Origin of the sequence: Chitinimonas sp., assembly GCF_041904975.1 — a bacterium.
GTDB lineage: Bacteria > Pseudomonadota > Gammaproteobacteria > Burkholderiales > Chitinimonadaceae > Chitinimonas.
In genome coordinates, this window is the sequence record NZ_JAYRLZ010000030.1 from 1 (window position 1) to 24,655 (window position 24,655).

Annotated in this window: 41 protein-coding genes; 2 read left to right on the plus strand and 39 right to left on the minus strand. The window is 60.4% G+C overall.

The features are described 5' to 3' along the window. Positions 1-139 precede the first annotated feature (139 nt). From ACE3OH_RS04920 to ACE3OH_RS05005, 18 genes are all read right to left on the minus strand, one after another. Complete coding sequence (locus ACE3OH_RS04920; protein ID WP_374349153.1) at positions 140-469, minus strand: hypothetical protein; 330 nt, start codon at positions 467-469, stop codon at positions 140-142. Positions 470-501: 32 nt separating this feature from the next. Next, positions 502-846, minus strand: coding sequence for a DUF1799 domain-containing protein (locus ACE3OH_RS04925; protein WP_374349155.1), 345 nt, complete (start codon positions 844-846; stop codon positions 502-504). Positions 847-875: 29 nt separating this feature from the next. Beyond that, the gene (locus ACE3OH_RS04930) at positions 876-1,250 is read right to left on the minus strand and encodes a hypothetical protein (RefSeq protein ID WP_374349156.1); all 375 of its coding nucleotides are present in this window, start codon (positions 1,248-1,250) and stop codon (positions 876-878) included. Positions 1,251-1,305: 55 nt separating this feature from the next. Next, a complete protein-coding gene (locus ACE3OH_RS04935; protein WP_374349158.1) occupies positions 1,306-2,244 on the minus strand; it encodes a phage tail tube protein in 939 nt (312 codons plus the stop codon). Between the two features lie 130 nt (positions 2,245-2,374). Continuing rightward, the gene (locus ACE3OH_RS04940) at positions 2,375-2,572 is read right to left on the minus strand and encodes a hypothetical protein (RefSeq protein WP_374349159.1); all 198 of its coding nucleotides are present in this window, start codon (positions 2,570-2,572) and stop codon (positions 2,375-2,377) included. 10 nt (positions 2,573-2,582) lie between these two features. Beyond that, positions 2,583-3,008: a hypothetical protein gene (locus ACE3OH_RS04945; protein WP_374349160.1), complete on the minus strand. Its 426-nt coding sequence runs from the start codon at positions 3,006-3,008 to the stop codon at positions 2,583-2,585. Continuing rightward, positions 3,005-3,394 carry a DUF3168 domain-containing protein gene (locus ACE3OH_RS04950; RefSeq protein WP_374349162.1) on the minus strand — a complete coding sequence of 130 codons (390 nt, stop codon included), beginning with the start codon at positions 3,392-3,394 and terminating at the stop codon, positions 3,005-3,007. The genes ACE3OH_RS04945 and ACE3OH_RS04950 overlap by 4 nt, the downstream gene beginning before the upstream one ends. Beyond that, the gene (locus tag ACE3OH_RS04955; RefSeq protein WP_374349164.1) at positions 3,391-3,813 is read right to left on the minus strand and encodes an HK97-gp10 family putative phage morphogenesis protein; all 423 of its coding nucleotides are present in this window, start codon (positions 3,811-3,813) and stop codon (positions 3,391-3,393) included. The genes ACE3OH_RS04950 and ACE3OH_RS04955 overlap by 4 nt, the downstream gene beginning before the upstream one ends. Further along, the gene (locus ACE3OH_RS04960; protein WP_374349165.1) at positions 3,806-4,138 is read right to left on the minus strand and encodes a phage head closure protein; all 333 of its coding nucleotides are present in this window, start codon (positions 4,136-4,138) and stop codon (positions 3,806-3,808) included. Before ACE3OH_RS04960 ends, ACE3OH_RS04955 begins: the two co-directional genes overlap by 8 nt. Continuing rightward, on the minus strand, positions 4,135-4,758 hold the full coding sequence (locus ACE3OH_RS04965; protein WP_374349166.1) for a head-tail connector protein: 624 nt from the start codon (positions 4,756-4,758) through the stop codon (positions 4,135-4,137). Before ACE3OH_RS04965 ends, ACE3OH_RS04960 begins: the two co-directional genes overlap by 4 nt. A 2-nt stretch (positions 4,759-4,760) precedes the next feature. Beyond that, positions 4,761-5,015, minus strand: coding sequence for a hypothetical protein (locus tag ACE3OH_RS04970; protein ID WP_374349168.1), 255 nt, complete (start codon positions 5,013-5,015; stop codon positions 4,761-4,763). A gap of 39 nt (positions 5,016-5,054) precedes the next feature. Further along, positions 5,055-5,501 carry a hypothetical protein gene (locus ACE3OH_RS04975; protein WP_374349169.1) on the minus strand — a complete coding sequence of 149 codons (447 nt, stop codon included), beginning with the start codon at positions 5,499-5,501 and terminating at the stop codon, positions 5,055-5,057. 51 nt (positions 5,502-5,552) lie between these two features. Continuing rightward, complete coding sequence (locus tag ACE3OH_RS04980) at positions 5,553-6,857, minus strand: phage major capsid protein (RefSeq protein WP_374349170.1); 1,305 nt, start codon at positions 6,855-6,857, stop codon at positions 5,553-5,555. Positions 6,858-6,991: 134 nt separating this feature from the next. Beyond that, positions 6,992-7,930 (minus strand): S49 family peptidase, encoded by a 939-nt coding sequence (locus ACE3OH_RS04985; protein ID WP_374349171.1) that lies wholly within the window; start codon positions 7,928-7,930, stop codon positions 6,992-6,994. Beyond that, positions 7,920-9,134, minus strand: coding sequence for a phage portal protein (locus ACE3OH_RS04990; RefSeq protein ID WP_374349173.1), 1,215 nt, complete (start codon positions 9,132-9,134; stop codon positions 7,920-7,922). Before ACE3OH_RS04990 ends, ACE3OH_RS04985 begins: the two co-directional genes overlap by 11 nt. Further along, a complete protein-coding gene (locus tag ACE3OH_RS04995; protein WP_374349175.1) occupies positions 9,134-9,298 on the minus strand; it encodes a hypothetical protein in 165 nt (54 codons plus the stop codon). The genes ACE3OH_RS04990 and ACE3OH_RS04995 overlap by 1 nt, the downstream gene beginning before the upstream one ends. Continuing rightward, the gene (locus ACE3OH_RS05000; RefSeq protein ID WP_374349177.1) at positions 9,295-10,881 is read right to left on the minus strand and encodes a terminase large subunit; all 1,587 of its coding nucleotides are present in this window, start codon (positions 10,879-10,881) and stop codon (positions 9,295-9,297) included. The genes ACE3OH_RS04995 and ACE3OH_RS05000 overlap by 4 nt, the downstream gene beginning before the upstream one ends. A 112-nt stretch (positions 10,882-10,993) precedes the next feature. Next, complete coding sequence (locus ACE3OH_RS05005) at positions 10,994-11,407, minus strand: hypothetical protein (RefSeq protein WP_374349179.1); 414 nt, start codon at positions 11,405-11,407, stop codon at positions 10,994-10,996. Between the two features lie 179 nt (positions 11,408-11,586). On the opposite strand from ACE3OH_RS05005, the gene ACE3OH_RS05010 reads away from it, so the two are divergent. After that, entirely contained in the window at positions 11,587-12,237 is a 651-nt protein-coding gene (locus tag ACE3OH_RS05010; RefSeq protein ID WP_374349180.1) for a DUF4145 domain-containing protein, read from the plus strand. Between the two features lie 30 nt (positions 12,238-12,267). Here the strand turns inward: ACE3OH_RS05010 and ACE3OH_RS05015 are convergent, their stop codons facing one another. Both ACE3OH_RS05015 and ACE3OH_RS05020 read right to left on the minus strand, forming a co-directional pair. After that, the gene (locus ACE3OH_RS05015) at positions 12,268-12,645 is read right to left on the minus strand and encodes an HNH endonuclease (RefSeq protein ID WP_374349182.1); all 378 of its coding nucleotides are present in this window, start codon (positions 12,643-12,645) and stop codon (positions 12,268-12,270) included. After that, entirely contained in the window at positions 12,630-13,007 is a 378-nt protein-coding gene (locus ACE3OH_RS05020; protein WP_374349184.1) for a hypothetical protein, read from the minus strand. The genes ACE3OH_RS05015 and ACE3OH_RS05020 overlap by 16 nt, the downstream gene beginning before the upstream one ends. 62 nt (positions 13,008-13,069) lie before the next feature. Here ACE3OH_RS05020 and ACE3OH_RS05025 point away from each other — a divergent pair, with 62 nt between their 5' ends. Beyond that, entirely contained in the window at positions 13,070-13,294 is a 225-nt protein-coding gene (locus ACE3OH_RS05025) for a hypothetical protein (RefSeq protein ID WP_374349186.1), read from the plus strand. On the opposite strand, the gene ACE3OH_RS05030 is transcribed toward ACE3OH_RS05025, so the two are convergent. The 19 genes from ACE3OH_RS05030 to ACE3OH_RS05120 all read right to left on the minus strand — a co-directional run bounded on the left by ACE3OH_RS05030 (position 13,265) and on the right by ACE3OH_RS05120 (position 24,376). Continuing rightward, positions 13,265-14,743, minus strand: a complete 1,479-nt coding sequence (locus ACE3OH_RS05030; RefSeq protein WP_374349188.1) for a ParB N-terminal domain-containing protein — start codon at positions 14,741-14,743, stop codon at positions 13,265-13,267. The genes ACE3OH_RS05025 and ACE3OH_RS05030 overlap by 30 nt on opposite strands. Continuing rightward, entirely contained in the window at positions 14,712-14,897 is a 186-nt protein-coding gene (locus ACE3OH_RS05035; RefSeq protein ID WP_374349190.1) for a Com family DNA-binding transcriptional regulator, read from the minus strand. Before ACE3OH_RS05035 ends, ACE3OH_RS05030 begins: the two co-directional genes overlap by 32 nt. 227 nt (positions 14,898-15,124) lie before the next feature. After that, the gene (locus ACE3OH_RS05040; protein ID WP_374349192.1) at positions 15,125-15,775 is read right to left on the minus strand and encodes a hypothetical protein; all 651 of its coding nucleotides are present in this window, start codon (positions 15,773-15,775) and stop codon (positions 15,125-15,127) included. Next, positions 15,772-16,005, minus strand: a complete 234-nt coding sequence (locus ACE3OH_RS05045; RefSeq protein WP_374349194.1) for a hypothetical protein — start codon at positions 16,003-16,005, stop codon at positions 15,772-15,774. Before ACE3OH_RS05045 ends, ACE3OH_RS05040 begins: the two co-directional genes overlap by 4 nt. Beyond that, positions 16,002-16,229, minus strand: coding sequence for a hypothetical protein (locus ACE3OH_RS05050; RefSeq protein ID WP_374349197.1), 228 nt, complete (start codon positions 16,227-16,229; stop codon positions 16,002-16,004). The genes ACE3OH_RS05045 and ACE3OH_RS05050 overlap by 4 nt, the downstream gene beginning before the upstream one ends. Then, the gene (locus tag ACE3OH_RS05055; protein ID WP_374349198.1) at positions 16,226-16,543 is read right to left on the minus strand and encodes a hypothetical protein; all 318 of its coding nucleotides are present in this window, start codon (positions 16,541-16,543) and stop codon (positions 16,226-16,228) included. Before ACE3OH_RS05055 ends, ACE3OH_RS05050 begins: the two co-directional genes overlap by 4 nt. Next, the gene (locus ACE3OH_RS05060; protein WP_374349200.1) at positions 16,540-16,998 is read right to left on the minus strand and encodes a hypothetical protein; all 459 of its coding nucleotides are present in this window, start codon (positions 16,996-16,998) and stop codon (positions 16,540-16,542) included. Before ACE3OH_RS05060 ends, ACE3OH_RS05055 begins: the two co-directional genes overlap by 4 nt. Further along, positions 16,995-17,288: a hypothetical protein gene (locus ACE3OH_RS05065; RefSeq protein ID WP_374349202.1), complete on the minus strand. Its 294-nt coding sequence runs from the start codon at positions 17,286-17,288 to the stop codon at positions 16,995-16,997. The genes ACE3OH_RS05060 and ACE3OH_RS05065 overlap by 4 nt, the downstream gene beginning before the upstream one ends. Beyond that, positions 17,285-17,932: a hypothetical protein gene (locus tag ACE3OH_RS05070; RefSeq protein WP_374349204.1), complete on the minus strand. Its 648-nt coding sequence runs from the start codon at positions 17,930-17,932 to the stop codon at positions 17,285-17,287. Before ACE3OH_RS05070 ends, ACE3OH_RS05065 begins: the two co-directional genes overlap by 4 nt. Further along, positions 17,929-18,276 (minus strand): hypothetical protein, encoded by a 348-nt coding sequence (locus tag ACE3OH_RS05075; RefSeq protein ID WP_374349206.1) that lies wholly within the window; start codon positions 18,274-18,276, stop codon positions 17,929-17,931. Before ACE3OH_RS05075 ends, ACE3OH_RS05070 begins: the two co-directional genes overlap by 4 nt. Beyond that, positions 18,273-18,713, minus strand: coding sequence for a RusA family crossover junction endodeoxyribonuclease (locus ACE3OH_RS05080; protein ID WP_374349208.1), 441 nt, complete (start codon positions 18,711-18,713; stop codon positions 18,273-18,275). The genes ACE3OH_RS05075 and ACE3OH_RS05080 overlap by 4 nt, the downstream gene beginning before the upstream one ends. Before the next feature lie 223 nt (positions 18,714-18,936). Beyond that, positions 18,937-19,725, minus strand: a complete 789-nt coding sequence (locus ACE3OH_RS05085) for an ATP-binding protein (RefSeq protein WP_374349210.1) — start codon at positions 19,723-19,725, stop codon at positions 18,937-18,939. Between the two features lie 4 nt (positions 19,726-19,729). Continuing rightward, positions 19,730-20,470 (minus strand): YdaU family protein, encoded by a 741-nt coding sequence (locus tag ACE3OH_RS05090; RefSeq protein ID WP_374349212.1) that lies wholly within the window; start codon positions 20,468-20,470, stop codon positions 19,730-19,732. After that, positions 20,467-21,696, minus strand: a complete 1,230-nt coding sequence (locus tag ACE3OH_RS05095) for a phosphoadenosine phosphosulfate reductase family protein (RefSeq protein WP_374349215.1) — start codon at positions 21,694-21,696, stop codon at positions 20,467-20,469. Before ACE3OH_RS05095 ends, ACE3OH_RS05090 begins: the two co-directional genes overlap by 4 nt. Then, complete coding sequence (locus tag ACE3OH_RS05100) at positions 21,696-21,869, minus strand: hypothetical protein (protein WP_374349217.1); 174 nt, start codon at positions 21,867-21,869, stop codon at positions 21,696-21,698. Before ACE3OH_RS05100 ends, ACE3OH_RS05095 begins: the two co-directional genes overlap by 1 nt. Next, positions 21,866-23,416, minus strand: a complete 1,551-nt coding sequence (locus ACE3OH_RS05105) for a DNA cytosine methyltransferase (protein WP_374349218.1) — start codon at positions 23,414-23,416, stop codon at positions 21,866-21,868. Before ACE3OH_RS05105 ends, ACE3OH_RS05100 begins: the two co-directional genes overlap by 4 nt. After that, on the minus strand, positions 23,413-23,862 hold the full coding sequence (locus ACE3OH_RS05110; RefSeq protein ID WP_374349219.1) for a hypothetical protein: 450 nt from the start codon (positions 23,860-23,862) through the stop codon (positions 23,413-23,415). The genes ACE3OH_RS05105 and ACE3OH_RS05110 overlap by 4 nt, the downstream gene beginning before the upstream one ends. Continuing rightward, a complete protein-coding gene (locus ACE3OH_RS05115) occupies positions 23,859-24,194 on the minus strand; it encodes a hypothetical protein (RefSeq protein ID WP_374349221.1) in 336 nt (111 codons plus the stop codon). The genes ACE3OH_RS05110 and ACE3OH_RS05115 overlap by 4 nt, the downstream gene beginning before the upstream one ends. Continuing rightward, positions 24,191-24,376 (minus strand): hypothetical protein, encoded by a 186-nt coding sequence (locus ACE3OH_RS05120; RefSeq protein WP_374349222.1) that lies wholly within the window; start codon positions 24,374-24,376, stop codon positions 24,191-24,193. The genes ACE3OH_RS05115 and ACE3OH_RS05120 overlap by 4 nt, the downstream gene beginning before the upstream one ends. Between the last annotated feature and the right edge of the window lie 279 nt (positions 24,377-24,655).

Here is a 24,655-nt window from a genome sequence, read left to right on the forward strand (position 1 = left end):
CAACGTCGGCGCGCAGGTCAATAACCAGATTCCCGACTGTTTGGCTCATATCCCGCCCGCAAATAAATAACCCGCCGATTGGCGGGCATGAAAAAACAAAGCCCGCCAATCGGCGGGCTGTTGCACTGCAAGTACTGGTTTATTTTGGAACGCCCGCAATTTTGCAGTCGTGTGCCTCGGTTTTCTTCCACTGCTCATATCCAGGCTGATCTTTAGCCTGAAGCATGGCTTGGGCCACTAGGCCCGCTTGCACGCACGCATCGAGGGCTTTGTTTGCCCCCAATGCAATGTCGTACTGCTTGATCGCATCATTTACGACTTTGCGTTCAACATTCTGCATTTGATTCTGCACTGCGCGCTCTTGTCCGCCGCCGAAGTACCACCAGCCAAAACCGATAATGACCAGTGGCACCAGAATGATGCCTACGTTGTATTGTTTTGGGCCTTGCTGAGCAGCTTCGTTTGCCATGCTTATCCTCCTTGGTTTGGACAAGCAGTAGGCTATCCGCTCTCCGCATCCGCGTCATCCCCCGCGTTGAGGATGCGCATGGCGGCATCCTCCATCAATAGCAAGTCGGCAAACACCGCATCCTGATCGGCGATCCCTGATCGACGCAGGAAAACATCGGCATCAGCCCAGCGCAAGCCATCCCAAATGATGGTGCCGCCCATAGGGGGGATGATCTTTTGCCAGCGATTGCGCAGGGCCAGGAAGACATTCACCGATTCCCAGTTTTCCTCGAACACGCCGAAAAACTCGATCTGCGGCTCATGCTCGATTTCTTCGCCAGCCCATAGCGCCAGATTTTCACCCAGCGTTTCGCCTTTGCCGGGGCGGCCGAGCATCCATCGGGCCAGATGCTCGGCCGCGTCGGTCAGTTTTTTGCGCGTTGCCCCGTCCGCACTTCGCCCAGCGCTGTATAGAAGGCGAGCTGCCACGCCGGGCCGAAGTGCGACTTCAGGATCAAGCGCACATTTTCGGGCGAGAATTCGATATCCGTACCGTCCTCGTTCTTGATACCCGTCCAGCCATCAAGCCAACCCTCGATCTTGGCCGCAGTCTTCTCGACTTGCTGATCGATCGATTCGCCTTCAACTGTCTCGTTGACCTGATTCAAGAGCTCGACCTGATCGGCATCCAGTTTCTTGAAAATCAAGTCGAACTGGTACTCCTTGATTGCGCCGCCTTCGACAGCGGCTTTGATCTTGGCGGGCCATTTGATGGTGGGTTTTTTGCTGAGTACGAACATGGAGGCTCCATTAAATGAGAAAGCCCGGCGCATGGCCGGGCAGGGTTGTGCGGGCTTACTTGACGGTCAGGGTGACTTCGTCGTTGCCGATGACTGGCAATACATTGATCGAGGCGTTCAACATCATGATGCCGTCGGAGGCCTTGTAGCTTGGCTTGACCAGCTGCACCTTCGGCAGACTGAGCTGCACGATATTGCCGGCCGTCTGGCCATGCTGCAGGGCGATAGCGCCAGTGGTGGCCGCCTGCATGGCTGTCCACCAATCCTTGTCGGCGATTTTCATCGCTTCGAACGAAATCTGGCCGGCCGGCGTGCGGTCGGTTAGCGCCACATATTCAGCGCCGACCAGCACGCGGTGCTTGATCGCATTGGCCATGTCGAAGGTCAGCGATTCCAGGGCCAGCGAGCTATAGCCGAGCACGGTCAGGCCAGTGGTGGCTGCTGTCGATACTGCAACCGGTTTTTGCCAGGCGCTGTAGTCCGGTGCGCCCGGCGTCACGTCGGTGACCGGCGAGAAGAGGCCGGTGAACTTGAACTTCATCACCGGTAGCTTCTTGGCGGTCAGGTCGAAGCTCACGCTGCCGCGCGATCCGGTCAGCTTATGCAGTACCTTATCGACGAAGGCATAGATGGTGATCGACTCGAATGCGCTGCTGATTGGCGCATAGATGGTATTGGTGCTGGCGGTGACTGTTTCGGAAAAGCCGCAGCCGCGCATCAACACACCCCATTTCGGGGCGGTTCCTGCAGCGCCGGATCCTGCCAGCTCGACTTCGAACTCGACCATTGCCCGGTTCGCAACCGGGATGTTTTCAAAGTTGCCGTAATACGGCCGAACGACATTGCGCGCTTCAACGTCCTGATCCAACGGTGTGACGGTCAACGACCGGATCAGCATGGCGTCGGTGCCAACCACCGGCACGGCATCGGTGCCGCTGGTGGTTTCGATCTTCGCCAAGATCACCTGCTTTTTTTCAAACAACTGTGTAGGCATTGCTGGCTCCAAGACAAAGCCCCCGACCATTGGCCAGGGGCTGTGTGGGAAAGACCAGCAGTTGCTGGCCTCTTGGGTGCCCGCCTTTCGGCAGGCCGTTACGCGATAACCCGCTTACGCAGGCCTTGAATCAGGCTTGATTCGGGTCTGGCTCAGTGCGCTGAACCAGCTGGCGCAAGCCAGAGACAGGATCGAGCAAATACGAGCCACCAAGGCCCGCATTCTGATCGTCAAAAATGGCCGCAGGTACATCCGGCTGTGTCAGAGGGTCATCAGCCTGGGCGCCATTGCTGGGCTGGTCGGTTGCGTCGGTCTTGATTTTTGCCATCGGGCATTCCTTAAATAGTGCCTTCCGGGACTTGGTAGATCACCGGGAAGCTGAGGGTGGTTGTTCGCACAGACGGTTCTTCCGGGTCGGTGCTGCTTTCGATGCGTGGCGGCAACACCTGCAAAGCGGTGCCGCCAAGCTGTGGATCGCCCGCGATGCGCGCAGCGATGCGCGCTGCGATATCGCGTGTAACAGTGCTGAGCGCATCGCCTCGCACCGCGAAGTGAATGCCGAGCTGCATTTCGTAGCGAACCATACCAAGCGGCGAGTCGCTGAGCGCCACCGAGCCCGCGTCGGCAAGCACTACCGCGGGTAGGTCGAATTCGGCTGCTGCGGTGAATTGATCGACGGCGATGCGTCCGGCCACCAGGGCGGCCAGTGCGGCATCGCCCACCAGTGCATCGCGGGCGTAGCGCAGTATGTCTTGACTCTTCATGCTCTCACCGTGACATGGAAGTCCAGAATGACACCGAAGCGGTTGGTTTCTGGATCGTGCTGTTCTGCATAACCGCCCGATACAAAGTCGCGGACATCAACGCCGCCGAAGCGTCCAGATATGCGATCAAGGGCAACCGTTACCACGTCCGCAAGTGCTTGTGCTGCGCCGTAGCTGGTTGACCAGCAGGTCAATTGAACGCGCTCCCGGCCGCGATTGCCCGCGATCAACGCTCGCTGGCTGCTGTTGCCGCTAATCACCTGATAGATGATGTACGGCGCCGCAACATTGGGCGGCGCAAGCATGGGATAAATGCGATTGCCGACGCTGGCACTGATAGTCGGCGCTGCGCTCAAAATTGCGTAGATAGCTTTGCCGGTGCTCATGGCGCGGCCTCTTTCTCGATGCCATCAGCCAGCACGCCGGCGATTGCTTCGACGGCGGCGCTGGCCCGATCATCCAGCGCCGGACGCATAAATGGCCTTGCCGGCAAACGGGCGGTGCCGTATTCAAGGAAGCGAACATAGAAGGCCGACTTTTGACCGAACTTGCGCTGATTGCTCTCGCTCAGGTCGCCCGCGACGACATTCACGACGATGACGCCAGGCTCGCCGCGTCGGAATACGACACGAATCGAACGCTGCGCGGCGCCTGAGTCTTTCGGCACCCGGGCAATCGCCGCGTTGCGGATCAGTACAGCGCCGGCACGCAGCGCGCGGCGCATCAGCTTCCGCTCAATCTTCGGGCCAAGGCCATCGAGCGCGCGCCCAAGTTCGGCCAGCCCTTGCACAGCGAGGTCAGCCATCTTTCACCCCTTCGGAACATTGCAGCAGCAGAAACATATGCCGGCCGCCCTGGTCGATCACGGCTTCGATATGCAGCTTGCGGCCCTGATACACCGCACGCATGCCGGGCAAGATGCCTTGCCGGTAGCGAATCAACACTTCCACGCTGACGGCGGATTGCTGGCCTTGTGCGGCGATCAGCTCGCGGCCATTCAGCGGCTCAACCGATGCCCAGCAGGCCAGCACGTTCGACCATGTATCGGCCAGGCCGCCGCCATACCCGTCGGATTGCGCATCGCGGCGCTGGATTTGAACGCGGCGGTTTAGTTGTCCGGTTGCGCTCATAGGATCATCCGATATGGATCGAGCAGCCCGTCAACGAAGGGCATCGGCTCCAGTTTGCCGCGCGACACGATTTCGGCTTCGCCGCGGTGCTCGTACAGGCTGCCGATGCGCAACTTCATCCACGACTTGAGCGCGGCTGGCACCTCAGCTGCAGTGCCGTACCCGGTGACAAACACCACCTCGACCGCGCCGATTTGTGGCAGGGTCGGCTGCCAAATCTTGCCGAAGCAGGGTGTTATTCGGGCCGGCTCAGATGTGAGATCGACGGTGTAGTCGGCCGGCGACATGGTTTGCCAGATGCCGCCCATATCCAAATAGCGGATCGACTGCACCGACTTTACCGGGCAGCGCTCCAGCAAGATCGCATTGGGCGGCAAACCAAATGGCCGCAACGGTACGGTGTAACTGGCTTGGCCGGGGAAGCAGTCGAGCACCAGGCGCCAAGTCTGGGTGACCAGTGCCCGGCGCGTTTCGTTCTCGGCAAACTGCCGGGCCGCAACAATGAGCGCAGAGATCAGCGTGTCGTCAGCCGTCAGATCGTCATCGATGCGCAAGTGCAGGCGTGCTTCGGCAAGGCTGATCGGCTCTTCGGTCGGCTGGGTAACAAGCTGATAGGCCATGGTTAAGCCTTCGGCGATTCGTCGCTTGCAGCGTCGGCGCCGGTATCGGCCTGCGCTTCATCCTTGGCAGCCTTCTTTTCGCCTTGCTTCTTGGCCTGGCCAGCCTGCTTATCTTCGACGTATTCGGCCAAGCCTTGGCCGACATGCCGCTCCGAGTTGTCGTCGATGTCGTATGTTTCGTTGGCCTGATACAGCACGCGGGAGATGCCGCTGCCGTCAGTGGCGCGATAGTCCAGCAAATAGCGGATTCGCTTCATGGGGTTACTCCTTCGGCGGGGTGGATGCCCCGCCTGCGTTTAGATCACCTGGGCAACGGCGGCTTGGTTGAAAGGCTCGGCCGGGGCGAAGCGTGGCACGGCGCCGAACAGATAGGCGGCGGCTTGGCTGGCAGCAGTGCCAACCGTCACCGACACGCGCACAAAGCCAAAGCCGCCATTGATATCCAGGTCTTCACCGCGAAAGTTGATGAGGGCCTGCTTGTTGTCACCAGTTGCCTTGATGATCTGGACAATGGCCTTGCCGGTTACATCCTTGGCGCCGGTGCCCACGTTGTCTTGTGCTTGCTGAATCTTGGCATCGACGGTGGCGGCAGCGCCGAGTACGCCGGTCGAGATCAGGGCCATGAACTTGGCGAAGTTTGTGGTATTGATCCAGCCGGTAGTGACGGTGCCGGTCGCTTGGCTGGCTGGATCGACGGAAGCGAGCAGCGCAAATTCTTCGCTGGTCTTGGTATTGGGCAGCATGGCAGTCCTTTCGAAATAGAAAGCCCGCTCAGGGCGGGCCAAGTTCATTGTTTATCGAGCGCCTAGCTGCACGAATGGCGACAACACTTTCGAGCCATTGGCAGGCTGGATCGGGTTGGCGATCTTGCTCTGGCCATCCAGTCGGAAAATGGTACGGAAGGCAGTCAAATCGGCATCGAAGTACAGATGCATCGACGTGGCGGTCTGGATGCCCTCGGCCTTCGTGATGGTTTGGTAGAAGCTCAGATCGACCAGGTTGATGTCACCCTGCGAGCTGAAACTCTTGGCGTGCTGGCTCACCATCACCGGGCGGCCCAACAGCATGCCGTATGGGCTGCCCTTGATGCCCTCGCTGGATGGCATATAGATTGGGTAATTGCCGAGCGTCAGCGTAAACAGAGCGGGCAGGGCGTCGTTATTGATCAGCCAGACCGCGCGGCCGAATGATCCAGGCGGCAGGCGCGCAATCATGTTCGCCAGATTGGTTGGCGACAGCGTATTAGTGGCTTGGCCGCTGTCCTTCGGTACCACGACCGCAGCATTCGATGCCAATGCACCGGCAGGAATGCCATTGCCGCCAGCGCCGAACAAGATCGCTTCGTTGGTTTTCCAGCGAATCGAATCAGCCACCTTGCCGGGCAGGTAGCTCTGCAAGGCGGCAGCATCGCCCAGCAGCTCATCGGTTACCGGCACCAAGGCCATCAGCTTCTTCAGGCGCAAGGTGTCCAGGCCAACGACCGGCTTGGTAGGCTGGGCGGTTGACGCCTCGCCCTGCCAGAACGCACGAATGCCGTTTGTACCCCATGGCGTGGTTTCATCCTTGGGAAACGACATCGAGTTGCCAGTGATTTCCACGTCGTCGGTCATTGGCAGCAACGCATCCTCGCCCAGCGACAGACGATAGATGTCTTCCGAGTAGGCCGGCGGAATCAGGAAGCCGCCATCAGCGCCGGACGATTCATTGCCAAAGGTGCCGGGCGCTGCGGCACCGATCATCAGGCGATCGTCCAACACGCGATTGCGGGACTGGCCGGCACCGGCCACGGCCTGGAAAAACTGCCCGACCGAGGCAAATCCGCGCGTCGGGTCTTGCTCGCGGTTGTCGGTGACGGTGACATTCGCACCAGAGCCGGATTGCGTTGCAACTGGCGTCGCGCTGGCTTCTTCATCGGCCAGCAACTGCTCGCGCTCGATCTTGCCGTTCAGTGCGCGGATATCAGCGGCATGGCGCTGGAATTCGGCATCTTCGTCAACCGTCAAATCACGGCCTTCCTTGTCTGCCTTGTCGGTAATGGCACGAGCGGCTGCGGTGGCGGCCTGCTTCTGAGCCAACAGTTCACGGAGTTTCTTGTTCATGGGCAAAGCTCCAAAACAAAAACCCCCGGCCGTATTGGCTCGGGGGTTTTGTGGGTAAAACCGGCTGGCGCCGGCTCTTTGGGTTCAGCCGCCGGTCAGGGCGACTCGTTACGCGATAACCGCTTGCGCGGCCGTTACAGCAAGAACAGCTCCCGCTTTGCGGCAGCCAGTCGGTTAACACCCGGCAGGGCGTCTGCCTTGGCGCTGGTTTGGGATGAGGTCGAGTCCTTGCGGATCATGGCGACCACTTCGTCAAAGGTCTTGATGCCATCGACCATTTTTTCGGCCAGGGCTTCGTCAGCGCCGAGCACGCGGCCCTGACCCATGCCGTTGCGCACCGCATCGATCGGCACGCCACGGCCCTTGGCGACCGCCTTGGTGAACATGGTGTAGTAGTCATCGACGCGGCTTTGCAGGAATGCCTTGGCGTCGTCGGTAAGCGGTTCGTAGGGATTGCCCTCAACCTTGTATTGGCCGGCCGAGATCAGCGTCACATCGACGCCGCTTTGCTCCATTGCCTTCGACCAGTCTTCATGCGCCTGCCACACGCCGATGCTTCCGACCTCGCCACCGGGCGTGACGTAGAATTCCCCGGCCGCGCAGCCAATCCAGTACGCCGCACTGGCGGCAAGGCTATTGGCAAACGCTACAACGCGCTTCGATTTGGCGGCTTGGGCGATCTCACTGGCCAGCTCGCTGACGCCATACACCGAGCCGCCGGGCGAATCGATGTCGATGATGATCGTGCCAACTGTTTCATCTTCCATGGCATCGCGGAAGGCAGCGAGGAAGGCTTGCGTGCTGGTACCGGTCGGGCCGCACACATCATCGACCATGCTCGACCGCTGAGTAATCACACCATAGAGCGGCAACACGGCAATGCTGCCGCTCGGCTTGCCTGAATTTTTGCGCGCTGCGGCCGACTTTGCCTCGGCCACGGCGGCCAGCGTCGCCTCACTGGCCCCCGCGCCGCTTCGCCAGCGCGCCAGCAGACCGGCCACGGCCGAAAGCCGTTCGGGCTGCATGGCCCATGGCGTAGCGAGAAATTGCGCGATCAGCAATTCACGTTTCATCGTCATCTGTTCCTGTAGTGGTTTCACCAACCTCGGCGGCGGACTCTTCGACCATATTCAGTGGCCGCAACGGTTCGTCCAGGCCGTCAATTGGCGGCAAGTCCTCGGCTTCACGCGCCTCGGCGCGCGTCATCCAGCCATCGAGGATGCCGTTGTGGTAGTAGGAGGCCCGCGCCCCCGCGTCACCGCGCAGTAACCGGCGGAAGTCGAACGACACTTCAATCTCGTCGCTGTCCAGCAGCAACTGGTGCTCGATGCTGGCCTCCCACCGCTCGGCCCATGGCGTCATGGTGTAAGTGGCGAAGTCGATCGATTGCTGCTCGATGTTGGAAAAGGTTGAGCGCGACAGGTCGCCGATCAGGTGAGGCGGTACCCGGAAAATCCGGGCAATCTCTTCAGTCTGGAATTTGCGGGTTTCCAGGAACTGGGCATCGTCGTTGGTGACGCCAACCTCGTGGTACTTCATGCCGTGTTCCAGCACGGCCATTCGGCCACGGTTCATGGCTGCCTGCGCGTCTTGCCAGGACTCGCGGAACATCTCGCGCGAGGTCTTATCCTTGAAAGTGCCGTTGAACTCGATCCAACCGCCAGTCGGCTTGGCGTCGTTCTGGAAGAAGCGGGCGCCGTAGCTTTGCGCCGACAAGCCCAGGCCGACAGCCTCGCGGGCAATGTCCATCGGGCTCAGCCCGACAATGCCGTCTGATGACAGGCCGCGCAGATGCCACACTTCTTCGCGCGCAAACGGTACCCATTTGCCCGTCTGGTCAGCAATCTGAAAACGATAGTCACCATTGTCCAACAGGTCGATCTTTACCCGGTCGGGGTGGCGTGGCAGCAGTTCGGTGATGCGGCCTTGCCGGTCGAACTGCATCAGGCAGTAGGCATTACCGCGCAGTGCCAGATGCCCCTGCAGCATTTCCTTGAATTCGAACGGATTCTGGTACCGGTTTGGCCGCCGCGTCAGCAACGGCCACAGCCAATGATCTTTGGCGGGTTTTTTGTTCTTGTCGCCAGTTCGATAAATATTGATCGGCAGGCAGGCAATGGTTTCGGATAGCACGCGCACCGACGCATAGACGGCACTCAGCTGCAACGCCGATTCAGGCGTCACCCTGGCGCCGCTCATTGATAGCTTACCGACCGGCGTAAAAAAGAAGTCGCCCCATGGCGACCGGTCTTCCGCTTTGCGTTTGGTGAGGAACATCAGCCGCGCTCCTTGCTCAGCAGCCATCGACCGATGACGGTGATAGTCAGCACGAGCGAGCCGCCGACGATGCAGGCAGCGGGCAGGCCTGCCAGCGACGCCACGCCGCCGAAGATCATCAGCAGGCCGGCGCCAACGCCGGTGTTGTAGGTTGATTCGCTCATACGACTGTCATCTCGTAGTCGGAGCCGATCACGACCGGGCCTTCTTCGCCCGGCATGGCCGCTCGTCCGCAGCCCATGATCGCGGCGATTGCGCCATCGATCTTGTTGTGCGGCTTTTGTTTGGTCGGCACAGGCAGCTTGCCCGTGTTTCGTTTCGCTACCAGATTGGCGACGCACCAGGCGGTGATCGGGTTGCCATCGTGGTGCATTCGATAGTCGTGGACGGCAGTAAGGAATTCATCGGTCGCTGGCCCCATGTTCGATGCGTTTTGCGTGAACTCGACCACAGTCACCCCCTCGGCGGCCACCTTCTGGCCCATCCATGTGGCATTGGCCGGGTCGAATACAACTTCTTCCGGGCCGATGCGCTGCACGTCCGCAATGATGTCGGCGAGAACCAGATCGAAATCAACCGTTGCGCCATCTGTCACTGTCAGCCAGCCTTGCTGGTGCCAGCGCTGGTAGGCCGCCGCGTTGTGCGAATCGCTTGCCATCGTTTCGTCCGGTAGGTAGTAGCGGGCGAACAGGTAGTAGTGTTTTTTGCCGCCGACTTCCTTTTCGTACACCCGCACCACGGCACAAAGGTCGGACTTGGACGCCAAGTCGATGCAGATGCGGCAGGGCAGGCCAGCCAGCTCGCTTTCGGCGAGCATCGGGTCGGTGCCGGCGTTCCAGCGCACCATGTTGATCAGCGCCTCGCGCGCCGAGCACCATAGGTTCAGGTGCTTGGTCTTGAACCGGGTCACATTTGCCGGGTTGAGCACCGCCTGGCGCTGCTGGGCCAGCAAGAAATCCGGCTCGATCGACACACCCCAGTTCGGATTGGCCTTGATGAGCGCTTCCGGCTTCGTCCAATCGTCTGCATCGTCGATGCCGTACATCAGCGCAAACAGCTCGTCGTTCTCGACCGCGCCGTCGAGCATGCGCTGGGCTTCCAGATCCTTGTCGTAGCAAGGCCCGGCGATGTTGAAGCCGGCTGTCGTGATAATCAGCGCCAGCGGCTGCTCGCGCGCACCCATGCCCGAGATCATGGTGTCGTACAGCTCGGGCGTGTCGTGCTCGTGGTATTCGTCGATGATCGCGCAGGACGGCGAAGATCCGTCGCCGGGCTTGCCGATCACCGGCTCGAACTTGCTGCCGTCCTCGGGCAACACAATCGACTTCGCCCAGAGCTCAGCCGCCAACGCCTCGATCAGTTCGGGCGTGCGTTCGAGGATTTTCCGGGCCGGGCTGAATACTTCCCAAGCCTGTTTCTCTGTGGTGGCCCCGCTATACACCTCGGCGCCGTGCTCGCCATCGAGGGCCAGCATATAGAGGCCTATAACCGCGGCCAGTATCGACTTGCCGTTTTTGCGAGGAATGCGCAGATAGGCTTCGCGGAAGCGCCGCCGGCCATCCTTCTTGCGAAGCCAGCCGAACAGCACAACCAGGGCGAACTTCTGCCACGCCTGCAGCTTGATCGTTTCGGCCTTGGCCGCCCACTTGCCTTTGACGTGCGGCAGTAGCTCGGCAAACGTGCAGACGCGCTCGCCAGCCTCGGCATCAAAGCGGAATGGGTAAGGCTTGCTCTTCTGCCGGGTCAAATCATCAAGATGGCGCTGGCAGGCGGCACGCACCCATTTGCAGGCCGGAATCTTGCCGGCTACCACTTCCCGCGCGTACCGATTCGCTGCGGCTACGTGCGGATTGGCCATGTCACTTCACTTTCTTCGCCCCCTTCAGCAGTGCGGCGAAAGCGTTGGTTTTCTGCTTGCCGCCTGGCACACCGACTTTGCTGCGATCAGATGGCGTCATGCCGAACTTGCCAAGCAGGCCTTCGAGGCGAGCGAGGCGCCCAGAAGGGAAGGCGACAGGATCAGCCCAGAATTCAGCCAGCAAGCAGGCGGCCATCTCGACGGATAGCCGGTCGGCCCGGCAGAGCACGCCATCATGCGCAGTGCCGACAATCTCGGCCCATGCATCACGCTGGGAGTCGTTCAGCCGTTCAGGCGGCTCGCCAATCGGGCCGTTCGGCTCTGGCTCGCCGGCTCTCGCCCGCCCGCGCTGCGGGTCTTTCTTGAACGCGCCCCGAGCATCGAGGACGTTGGTTGGTGTGCGCGGACGGGCCATTTTCGGATTCGGAATTTTGCGGAGATAAAAAAAAGGCTACGGAGCCGGTCGCGGAGGCTCGAAGCCATAGGGATTTGCCCCCCCTCCTTGCACGATGCAAAATGCAGGAAGAAAACTTAGCATCGGCTTGGGCAAGGCCCGCGATGATTCGCGTGACTCCCACTACAAGAGGACGATAAATGGTGAAGACGTATTACCCGCCAACTTTTGGCGCAAAGCAATTTAACTGCGTGCACTGCCAAGTGTATGCGGCTCAGTCATGGGTAACAGTTAGCGAAAATGTCTATCGGCAAGGAATTCCAAACCACGTTGAATTAACCGACTGGGCAACTTGCACGTGCGTCCATTGCCGCGAGAAGTCAGTTTGGCGCTGCGGGACGATGGTATTCCCGGCTTCAGCAACTGCGCCGTTTGCGCACGATGAAATGCCAGATGACTGCAAATTTGATTACAACGAGGCAAGGGAGATAGTGGGCCGCTCGCCTAGAGCAGCATGCGCCCTCATTCGATTGGCGGTACAAAAGCTACTTGCGCATCTCGGAGAGAAGGGCGACCGGATCGACCAAGATATCGCATCCCTGGTGAAAAAAGGACTGCCACCAACGGTTCAGCAAGCCCTCGATTATTGCCGAGTTATTGGCAATAACGCAGTACACCCTGGCGAAATTGATATCAACGATGACCCTGAAGTAGCCATAACGCTGTTTCAGTTAATCAATCACATTGTTGAAGCAATGATTGCGCATCCAAAGCAGGTATCAGCAATATTCGATAGTCTCCCCAAAGGCGCGAAGGATGCCATTCAGAAAAGAGACGGTGCAAAGCCATAGCCTGATTGCCGAAGCACGTTTTCTCCTAAATCATCGCCAATCCGGGAACTCGCCGCGCGCTTCCGCCGCCTGCTTGTGCATGTCATGGCATGGTTGGCATAACGCCTGCCAGTTGCCTCGATCCCAGAACAGCGCCATGTCGCCCTTGTGTGGCCTTATGTGGTCAATCAGTGCCGCCGCCACGACTTCACCAAGCCCAAGGCAACGAACGCATAGCGGGTTGGCTCGCAGGTAGATAGCTCTGGCCTGTCTCCATCTGTGGTCATAGCCGCGCTCGGTTGCCGATCCGCGCCAGCTATCGTCGGCGTCCTGGGCCTGCTTGGCATGACGCGGGCAGTGCCTTGACCCGTCGCGCACTAGTGCGCCGCAGCCTGGATGGGCGCATGGCTTGGCTAGACGGGGTGGCATTGCATCCCTTTGAGCGCTGACACGGCGCGATCTCTCCAGTCGTCTGGCGCATCGGATAGCGCATCACTGATCACCTGGGCTGCTATTGCAACGTCTATCAGGTTGCCTGCTGCGATGGCGTTCTCACGTTCTGCCCGGTCGGCCTGTGCCTTTACCAAGCGTGTACGCTGCGCCTGCAGATCGTCGCTCTCGGCATAACGCAAAGTGGAAAGGTGACGAACATATGTGCGAACGCAGGCGACAACTTCATATTGACCGCGTTCAATCGGGCGCGGCAAAACCCCTTCCTTGACAAGCTGCTGGATGCGTCGCGGCGTCAGATCAAGCAGCTTGCCCAGGGTATCAACCGAGACAGTAGACATCGTTGCAGATTTCGACCGGCAGGGACTGGACACCCAACACGGTCGCCTTACAGTCTGGAGCCATGGAAACCAAGCTCTCAGTCGTTAAACAACACATGCAGGCCGGCAACTGGCAAAAGGCAATCAGCCTTGCGGCTCGCTTCCCAAGACTTGACCGGCACCGCGATGCAATCCTGAACGCGCACACGGCATACATCCACCCGCACTTCCTGAGCCAACTAGGCAAGGACGTGGCAGCCGCGAAGGAAGAAGGGCGGTTAGCGCTCATCGACCGCTTCGGCGAATAGCGACTCATCAAGAGCAACGTCGCCGCATGCGTCAGTAGCAGCGCGCGGATCGCCCTTCACGAACACCAGCACGTTCTGGTGCGCCTTCCCCAGCTTCCGGCTAACTGTGAAAGCCTTGCCGGCACGCATGGCCAGCGATCCGCCTGGAGTAATCAGGATCGCTTCGTTGTATAGCTCGGCGCCGGCATCTCGAAATGCTGCAATGGTGTCGCTGACAAAGTTCAAATACACGCCGCGCTTATCGCGTACATCGCCAACGACGAAGCAGGCGAACCGGTCGGGCTTCAACATGGCCACAGTCTTGGCGATGATGACGCGGTAGGCAGTCAGGAAATCCGCGTAGCCCATTGTTGAGATATCACGCGGATCGTCCGAGTAGACCTCTAGGTCAGCGTAGGGCGGGCACGAAAACACGAAGTCGGCCTCAATGCCGGCGCAGTGCTGGTCAATCTCGCAGCTATCGCCGCAATGCCATGTCGGCGCCGGGCCATCGTGGTCGCGGCCAATTTCGGCCCACTGTACGCGGTTGGCATCCACCTGTTCGGCGCGAAGATCGCAGCCGACATACTGCCGGCCGGTCATTGCCGCTACAACCCCGCGAACCGAGCCGCCCGCAAATGGATCAAGCACCATGGCGCCAGGCGCACTAAACCAGCGATATGCCAGCTCGCACAGCACCGGGTCGAAGATCGACGTGCCAGATTGCACCTGCACATCAGGGCAGGCCTCAAGGAATTCATCCCAGTTGGCCTTTCGCCCGATGCGCACTTCATATTCTTCTTTCGCCTGATACACCGCGGGCGGTTGCGACGACGTGGAAAATGTTAGCAACTCGCCACGGCCAGCCTCTGATTTAAGGCCAAGCTTTATCCACGAGTCTTTGCGACTCTTCCACCAACCACGCCGGGCATCGAGAACCGTGAACGGCGCAACCAAGAAGCGATCAGCGAGCGCCGACTTGGCATCAGCCTTTTGCGTTGCCGGATCCTTGCCAGATAGAGCCGTTAAAAGTTCGTCAATCTCGCCTTTGTCAAAACCAGTCAGCGCAAGGTCAAACTCGGCGGACTGTAGGCCTGCGAGCTCAAGGGCAAGCAGATCCTTGTCCCAACCTGCCTCTGTCGCAATCCGGTTGTCCAGAAGGCGATAGGCCCGCTTCTGCTCAGGCGATAGGCCGCGCTTGGTGAGCACCGGCGCCGTCGAAGCGTCTGACCAGCCGGGTATTGCCCAACCTTCAGCCAAGACAGCCTTGGCTGCGAGAAGCCGCCCATGCCCAGCGACGATTTCGCCAAGCTCATCAACCAGAATCGGTACCGTCCAGCCGAACTGGACGAGGCTTTGCGCCAGCTTGTTGATTTGCGCAGCGCTGTGAGTACGGGCATTACCAGCGTAAGGGCTTAGAGATGAAAGCGCACGGCTTTCAAAATCCAGAGCGAGCGTTTGGTTTTCCATTGATCATCGATTCGACGCTCAACGGGCGTTCCGGCATGGCGCTCACGGCGCTCTGGATGTTAAATGTCCCGCATCGCGGGCATTTGATTTCGATTTTACTGAACACCGCTCTGGCCAATAGGCGCTGGCAGTGTCCGCAGCGGATTTCATTCATGCGAGTCCCGTGTTAGGCTCGCCGTCCCTCGCGAGGGGACAGGGCCTTGGCTAAGGCTCGCAGGCTATATCTGCGGGTCGAGGCGGCTCGTAAATGCTCCAACATCTACGAGCCGCCCTGTTTCAATGAAAAAGCCCAAGCGCTTAGGCTTGGGCTAGTCGTAACTTCCTGCGGAATATAGCAAAACTATATTCAAAGCGTGACACAGAGTCAAGCCAAACAAAACATCAGGCTGCGACCAGTTCGCCGATCATCAGCGGGGCGAGCCGATCTGCTGCCTGATTCTCCAGCCGCACGATGATGTCGCGCACCTCGCGGCTACGACGGTGGAAGGTTCGGTAATTAATCCCCGTCTCCTTGCCAAGCTGCCGACAGCCTCCGGGCAGAGCCTTTCGATCCGCCGCGCGCACCACCATCAGCGATAGCTGGTCATGGCTCAAGCCATCGAACACAGGGCCGAGGTACTGCACCAGCCCCAAGATGGCTGCACGCTTGGCCGGCGAGAACACAAGCGGCGTGGAGGCTCGCTGCGATCGACTGGCGGGGCGAATCTGGCGCAGTCGTGGATTAAGCGCTCGCCAGCCGCTGGTGGGCAACTCTGGGATAAGCAACTCGTAACGCGCCTCGACGGCCCAGCGTTCATGTTCTGGCAGATGGTCGGCCACCATGGCGCGGATCATGGCGCACTGGCCGCGCACTTCCTGGCGATCGAGCCCGCCGAAATCGACCGTTGAAGTGGTACCGGCTTCTTCCCACAAGCCAAGCTCCATCATGATGCGGCGCAAGGCTTTGGTCATGGCCGACTCCGCCCCGATCTCGTAAGCCTGAATCGTGTAGGCAAAGTGCAGCGCCTGGTGAATGGTCTGGAATGTGCTCATTTTCGGGCCTTTCTACTTGTGGCTTTTGGCTTGTCGGTTCGTGGGCCATACAGGCGACTGGCGATGCTGTTGATGTGCAGCCTGTCCCAATCGTCGGCCACGGCATCGAGCGGAATAATGGCGATGCCTTGCTCATGCCACGCCCGGCAGCGCATCGCCTGCAGCTCTTCCGATGTGGCTGGCGCCGGCAATTGATGCTTGCCGAGGTGCGAGTGCAGTTCGCCCTTCATACGGTTCCTTCGCTGTGTTCCCGCTGTGCGCGGATGTGAGCTTGCAGCGCCTTGTTTTCCTCTACCAGCTCTGCAATCCGGTCAAGGTACGCTGCGAGCGCATCATTCAGCGCGCCGAAACGGTTGGCCTGAACGCGCCACACGTCTGCCTCTGGTGTGCCAAGGTGCTCGGCCATGCGCACCAGTGCCTCCCGCTGCCATTCTTGTGGGGTGACGTAGCTCATTCGGCGCCGCCTTTCTGCGCGTTGGCTTCTCCAATTTCGGCGGCAACACGGACGATGGCGCGGCGAGTGGCTTCCAGTCTTGGGTAGCGCTCGGTGAAAATCAGCACATCCCTTTCTTTCAGAAATCGCAGGTTCAAAAACAAGTCCAGTTTCACCGCTAGGCGCAGTGCTTGACCGTCCCTTGCAAGCGGATTCCACTCTTCCCGACCAGTTTCCGGGTCGTCGTAGTAATAGCAGGCTGAGCCATTGCGCCACTCCAGCCCATCGACTTTGGCAGCTTTCGCCGCCAGTTCCAGCAATTCGCGGTCGTTCATGCTTCACCGCCTTTCTGCTGAGCGATGGCGGCGTCAATGGCCTTATCCCATTCTGCGGCGGTAGGATTGCGGCTTAGGCCAATATCCGCCGGCAGCGCTTTTTCCATCAGCGCTTGAAACGCGGCTGTTTCGCCAACTAGCGCATCGCGCCAAGTGCGATACCGCTCGGCGTCGCGCCGATCCTCTCCCGTCGCGGCCAGCACGGCGGCGTCGGCGATGGCGTGGGAGACTTGCAATAAGTCACTATCGTTCAGTGTCTGCAATTCGCCAGTTTCAAAGCCGATTTCATCGCGGACGATGCTTAACGCCGATTCATCAGTCAGCCGCCCCTTGCGCATCGTGGCGGCGATTTCGCTAAGTGCTCTGGACATTGCGGCACCCGCATCTACAACCGCGTCTTCGCCATCGGCATTCCGCCAGTTAATAGTCAGCGCTTCGAGTTGTTCGGGTGTCATGTTTGCTTCTCCGCTGTTTCGCGCTTCCGAATACGAAATTCAATGGTCGTGATGTCGTAGCCCCGCGCTTCCAGTTCCTGTATCAAGCTGGGCCTCATCTTGCTGAAAAGCGGAGTCACAAATGGGTCAGGCTGCTGGCCGGCTAGGTAGTAGTGCAATAGCCGTGAATCCCCTTTCATGCTGGTTTCGCCTTGCCATGCGAAAATCACATCCGGGCAATCGTGCGGCAGCTTGCCCCAGTAGACTCGCAGCTCGCCGTCTTTCAGCTTTGGTCGGCGGAAACGCTTCATGGCTGCTGCCCTTTCTGCGCGATGGCGGGCTCCACCGCATAGTCGTCGCTATCCGTGCCCGGTCTTTTGGTCACAACGAATGTGACGGGCCAGGACGTGGTACTTACCAGCAGCTCGATCTGGTCGCCTACATTCGAGCCTATAAAACAATACGCGTCGGTAGGATTGTCAAACCAAATACGTCCGTCCTCCGAGTAGCAGAGGCTGGCGGATGCCCGCCTGTCCACCTTGCTGCCCTCATCAATAAGGGCACCATCCTGCTGCGGCGCGGCCGGGGCGGCGGCGAGCATGGCATTCTCGGCAGCTCTGATAACGTGCTGATTTCCGTCTAGGAATGTAGATGGCAGGCACTTCAACACCTTCGCCACTTCCCAAAACAGCTCGCGCCACCCATCCGGCACCGCTGCCGACTTGGATTTGGGCCCGGTTGTGGCGAGTGAATCAATGACCCGCTTCATTCGCACACACATCGCAGAGCACCCGGTTGTCGGGATCGGCAAGTTCAACATCCAGTGGTTAATGCGCGTAAGGTCAGCCATCACATCATCCGGCACCGCCCCCGGCTCGGCCTGCTCCTGCTGCTGCAACAGGTCGGCGTAGGCGGTAATCAGTTTGCGCACTTCGGCGCTTGTGTGTTTGGTCATGCCGTCACTCCTTCTGCCTTAGCAATCGCGGCACGCTTGCCGCACTTTGGACAATACGCAAAGCCATATTGGGTCGGCCCGCCCGCCATGAACGTCCACATCAAGCCGCACGCGCTGCGCCAGGTTCCGGGGATGTACGCCCCTTCGTGTGGCTTCCATTCGCATGGGCCAGACAATTTGCGAAGCGCTGCCTGAAAGGCCGCATTTGATTTCTCGCGCCGAATTTCCGCGATTTTGTATGCCCTATCTAACTTGGCTTGTTCCACAAATCCCGCACACAGAGCAGCCAGAATCGCTACGGAACAAGCGCCAAACGCCACGACCTCTACGCTGATCGCGCTCATGCAGCCTCCGCTTGCAATGGTGTTACCACCACCAACACGCCCGGCACGGCGCCATAGCGTTTGCTCTTGGTCACGTCGACCACCTGCACGTCATCGCGCCATGCGATACCGTTCAGGCCATCAAAAATCGCCTTTTCCACGTTGTCGATATCCGGCTTCTTGGTCGGCAGTACCCGGCCGGCAAGCGCATCGGCAGCGCGACGCTTGGGCCAGGATTGCGGCACCGACACGGTGATATCCATGTGCACCGCCACCGGGCCTTCCAGCAGCGCCCGGCCACCCATGGCGCAGGCGGCGCAATGGGCAATCAGCCCTTCATAGGCCACCGTCTTTTCTGGCGTCTTGATGCCGGCCCGGTCACCCCAGCGCACAACCCGGCCGCGGCCTTTGCCCTGCGGCTCGCCCGGTACCGAAAATTGCAGCTTGTCTTCGCTCATCTCCATTGCTCTCCATGTTGCGGGTAGCTCACCCGATAGCCCGTATCCTCAAACCGACCGCACTTGCCTGCCCACGCTGTCGGACTTGGCGGCCCGTACAGCCGGCCTGGCAAGTAGGGCTGGCCTTGCTTGTCCAGCACCTCGCCACGCAAGATCGCCGCGCAGTTGGCAAACTCAGTCAAATGCGCACACCGCAGGCAGTTCGGCGCCTCGCTCTCCTTGCTCATTCCGCACCCCGATTCGATTGCCAGTTGAACTGCACCATGCGGCCACCGTTCTGCCGCAAGCGGTCGAAGCCGGCCGGCGTCAGGTATTGCTCGATCTCTTCGGTGGTCTTGTTGCTGATGACGATGGTCGGCAGGCCATTGCGGTAGCGGCCATCGAGGATGTGGAACAGCAGGATCTGGTCGGCCTCTTTACCGAATTGGCGCCCGACCTCATCAATGACCAACAAATCAACGCTGGCGAAGCGCCGGATAACCTCAAGCTCGCGCGCTTCCCGACCTTCGGCGTCCTTGCCCCAGGTCTCCTTGATGCGCGTCACAAGCTCGTAAGCGGTGGACTGGAGCGCCGTGAAGCCCTCGCGCAGCACTGACAGCACGATGGCGGCGGCCAGATGGTTTTTGCCAGTGCCGGGATTGCCTCGCAGGATCATCGATCGCCCGGCGGCGTGGTGCTCGCGGAAGTGCTCGGCATAGTTGCGGCAGCGGGCCAGCGCCTTTTTCTGCTCGTCGGTCTGGGCAAGGTAGTTGTCGAACGTGCAATCGAGAAAGCGCTTGCCGACCTCAGCGCGCCCAAGTAGGCGACGGGCATCGGCCTGCGCAGCGCAAGCGGGGCAGCCAGCCGGATGCCAGCGCTCGGCGCCGTGCTCATCACGGAAGTTCAGCGCGAAGGTGCCGTGCGTCGCGCACTGGTCAAACTGCTGCCAGCCAGGGCGCTCGGTAGCAACATCGCTCGGCGGCAAGCCAAGCCGCTGCTGCATGGTCTGCAGGTGAGCGAGCAGTGACGACATCGGTCTAGTCGATAAGGAAGCCATCGGTGGCGCTCCGCTTGGGTTGGTTGTCGGTCAGCAGGTCAGGTGCCGGCGTGGTCGGCAGGTTGGCCCAGTTCTCACGGATTGCTTCCATGAGCGCAGCATCCCAATCGGCATAGGTGTAACCGCGGGCCTTAGCCTTCAGCACGAAGCTGTCGAAGTGGGCTTGCAGGTTGCCGATGCTCTTCTCGCGCGCCCAGGACTGCACCCGAGCCGAGATTGCAAAACCATCGGGGATGGTGCTCTTGCGTGAGCGTCGCGCTGGCCTTGCGGAAGTGGGCGCGGATATACATGCGTTAGCATGTATATGGTGTCTGGTGTCTGGTGTCTGGTGAGCTTTTGGCTGGGTTTCGATTTCAGAACCCAGCAATAACCCACCGGGTTTCTCGTCGGTTTCTTCTCGGTTCTTTTTCGGTCTTCCGCCGCGCTTGCCGTTTTCCTGAGCCGCCTTGATCTTTGCTTGGGCCTTGGCGATCTCTTCCTCGGCTCGCTGATTGATCCAGACGCCATCCGTCAGCGTGAAAAACTCAGCGAGTACCACATCGACTGCAGCCTTTTCCTCTCGTGTTCGAGCGCGGGCAATGCGATGGGCTTGGTCGGCTGCAATGCCTGTTTCTGTCGTGTAGTAGCGATCCAGTAGCCGTGTGTAGGCGCCATCCTCCAGCATCGACAGATGCCCGGCGTCGCGCGCATAGTCGCCAAGATGGCGCTCGTAGTAGTTCATGTCTCTGCTCCGAACAACAGAGGCTGGACTGCGCCGTTCTGATAAACGATATCCAGCGGCACCGTTGCCAGCGGCTCATCGCCATCCCATCCTTGCGGCCATGTCTCCAGACGGATCAGCTCGCGAATGCGCGCTTCTTCCTCAGCGTTGATCAGGTCGATGCGCGGCATGCCTTCGCGGTCGGCGCCGGCGTTGACGGCGGCCTGGATGGACAGCACGCGCTCCAGGCCCATCAAACGTGCCTCGAAGGTCAATGGGCCCATCCGCTGTGGGTTGGCGGCAATGCTGCCGTCCTTCAGTCGCTCCAGCCCCGGCTTGCGCAGTCGATGCTGTGGCTCACGCAGCTCTCTCCACAGTGGCTTGAGGCTCTTCAGTGGTCGTAGATAGTGCCAGCGCGGGTTGCGCAGGATGGTGTCGAGCGCCTTGTCCTCGCTGGCCAGTGGACAGGCGATGCAACCGGTGCGGGCATTGATCTCTTCCGCCTCGTCGCCGCCGTATGCGTCGGCGATCATGGCGGTGCTCCAGTCGCCGAACTCAGCCGATGGCGCCCAGTGCTTCAGCCATTCCCATACATGGCACACCCGCCAGTGCAATAGCGGCGCCAGCGTGGCCAGCCGGTTGCGCAAGCCCTTGGCGTTCGGTAGCACTTGCTGATACCAACCCTGCCCGCATTCGGCACCGTCCTTGCCGCAGCTCATTTCGATACGGCGGTCGCGCATGGCGCTTTCGCCCTGGCGCACGCCGGTGATCATCAGGATCTGTCCGTCGATGCTATCCAGTCGCTGGCGTAGCGCTTCTTCCATCGGGCTGATCTTGATCTGGCCGGTACACCAGCGCAGGGTGCCATTGTTTGGGGGCGGCACACCTCGCCCGAGCAGGTAGACCATGAATCGCTTGTCGAGCGGCGCGCACACCACCTCGACCTCAATGCCACGCTCTTCCAGTTCGTCGATGATGCGACGGGCAGCAATGGCCAGCGGCGGTAGTTCCAACCGAGTATCGGCATAGAACACCGTTAGAGTCTTCGGTCGGCGCAGCTTGCCGCCATCGATCAGGTACATGATCAGCGTCAGCGTGGCTGTACTGTCCTTGCCACCAGACCAAGCGATGCCCCAATGCTCATGCTCAGGGCCGTAGGCTTGCAGCGACTGAATGGTCAGCTCGATGGAGTCGGTCATCTGCAGGCGTTTGGCGCCAGCGGCGAATAGATCGATTTGCGATGCCATCAGAACAACTCCAGCTGGCCAGCAGGCTCGGGCCGACATGCCGCAGCGCGGCGCCGCGCATTGCCGGCCCATTCGATCAGCACCAGGCAGAATGGAGAGCCGCGCAGGCGAAAGTGCCGCGCTTGCGCCAGATAGACGCGGGCCGCGTGGATGTATGGGGCGCGGTCGATCATTTCCGATGATTCCTTCTTGCGGGTTTGGCATGAGCCGACACGCGCTCGCCAATCCAGCGCATCACATTCACCGGCATGCTGTTGCCAATGGCCTTGTAGCGCGGGCCGTCGGCTGCCATTACCCAAACCGTGCCGTCGATCAGCCGCACACCGTCTCCATCCACTACGGCGCGCACGTTGGCGCGGCGGGTAGGGATTTGGGTGTGGTTGTCGGGAAAGCCTTGCAGGCGCTCGCATTCAACAGGCATGAGGCGTCGAACCTGATAGGGCGTAATCAAGGCAGGCGGCGGACTGCTGCGATCCAGCGAAGGGGCATACTCTTCGTAGAGCTTACCGGCCTGGTTGCTGGCGGTGTTATGCAGCTTGGTGGTGTAGGCAACGCACGTTTCCTGGCCCTGGTTGCGGCCGACCGGGTGCGTCACGTCGCCAGACACATCAGGATCTTGCGACCCATGGAAGGCGATTGCTGGCATAACGCCAGCGTTTGCATGGCTATTGGAAAAGCCACCAGCGCGCAACGTAGGCGCCAGGTCTAGCGATGCATCACCGCGATGGTCTTTGGCCGTAAACGCAATGATCGGCACTCCACGACCAGTACCGTCCTCGCTGCTGTTCTTGCCACCGTTGGCCGAATTGAGAGTGTGCGCAATATCACCACTGACCGAGCAGGCTACAAGCAGGCCCGACTCGGCATCTTGCTGCGTCGCGCTCCCTGCCGCTTTTCCATTCGCCTGTAGCGTGCCGGCAATGAGGGTCTGCAGCTCGAAGTCCATCGGCTGCGCTTTGGACATCAAGGGCAAGCTCACGGCGGGCACATCGTCGTAGCTGTAGCCGCCACGCTTTCTAGCGCCGCCTGCAATTGTGTTGGCAGGACTTTCTTGCGCTTCGCGGCTCGGCGCAGAATCCCGGCGCAGGCCTTTGAACTCAAAAAGTACCGCGGCGGTATCGAACCATGCATCAGCACTTGCGACAACGAACACACGGCGGCGTCGTTGGGCCAGGCCGAAATATTGGGCATCAAGCACCCGCCAGACGACTGTTCGGACGGGGCCAGCAACCAAACCTGCGTCGGGCCAGCCGCATCCTTGTGGATGAACGAGGGCGGCATCACAGCCCGCCAGAGCGCCGATGAAGCAGCCGAAGGCGTTGTCGGGGGTGTTGAGCACGCCGGGGACGTTCTCCCACCAGACGACGCACTCAGGCTTTCCGCTATCGCGTCGAACACGGTCAATTGCATTGGCGAGCCTCACGAATTCAAGGGTTAGCTGGCCGCGCACGTCGGCCAGACTGTTGCGAAGGCCGGCGACGCTGAACGCCTGGCAGGGCGTGCCGCCGATCAGGGCATCGGGGGCTTCCACTTCGCCAGCCAAGACGCGGTCGGCGATAGTGGTCATGTCGCCCAGGTTGGGGACGTTCGGCCAGTGATGTGCCAGCACGCTGGACGGGAAGCGCTCGATTTCAGCGAACCAGGCCGGCTGCCAGTCCAGCGGTTCCAGCGCGACGGATGCGGCCTCGATGCCGCTGCAGACGGTGCCGTAGCGCATCATGCTGTTGCCTCAACCAGCCGCCTGATCTCGTCAGTCCGAACGGCGGCCTCAACCTCTGGCAGCATGGCCTGCTGCACTTGCTTCTGAATCGCACGCGGTATGGTTTGCAGCCAAGGCGCAATGGCGTCGATCTCGGCCCGGCAGCGCTCGATATGCTCGACAAGCACCGGCACGCCGCTGCCGATCTGCTGCACGAGGCCGCGCAACATGACGGTATCCGGGCAATCCACGTCGGCGGCGATGCTGTAGCGCTCTGTCAGATGGACGAGGCATTCAAGAGCGCCGAGATCATCGGTGTCGATGCGATTTGTTGCCGCCAGTCGATCCAGTGCGGCCCGCGGTGTCAGCAGGAGGCGTATCACCTCCATGCGCGAAAGGTAGGCTGGAACAGGGGCAGTCCGGCAATTTGAGCGCTTGCCAGCGGCGCGGCGTTGGGCGCGATTCATGCTGCTCTCCACAGTTTGACCGGGTGGGCGTGGGTTTTCTCGCTGCGGGCGGCAATGTATTGGCCCGTCCAGACAATCAGCCCGGCACTGCGGGCCAGCTTCGGCACCGCACCCCAGGCAAAATGCGAAGCAGGGGCGGGCAGGCCGTCGGCGAGCGCCCACTCGCGAAATTCTTCAATCGGGAAAGTGGCATAGCCCTTGGCAGCGATGAATTCGCGCAGCTTGCGCACGACCAGCGTCCCCCAATCGGCGCCGGCGAAGTCGAGTGCCAACTGCTGGCCGCGCTCTTTCAAGCGTTCGCCGCGATTGCGGCTGGTTGGCCGGCCGATCATTTGTGCTTGCTCTCAGCCGCCGCCATTTGCGCCGGAGGCTCGCCAACGTCATCTGCCCATGCGGCCAGCGCATAGAAAACCACCAGCACCAGGATGCACAGCAGGTTCTGCAACCAGTGAGGAATGCGCGGGGATTCAAACGGATCGATGTTGTGCGGCATGAGTTCTGGCGGCTTGTGCATGGCGACCTCCGGTTGGGTGGGCGCCGGTTACTCCCGTCCGGCAGTCGCGCATCAGTCAAAGCAGCGGCGACAGGTGGCCCTCTTGAAATCTGGCGGGGCTGCCAGCGGGGGATTGCGTTTCTTTAGGGTGCACGCATCCCCCCGAAAAATTCGGGTGCAATTAACTTTTACTTGATTTATTATTCAGCCCAACAATAAAGAACTACGGCGGATCGCCGGTAGGCAGGAGGTGCCAAGCAATGTCAGGACGCAAATGCATTCGAGTCACAGCCCCTTTCA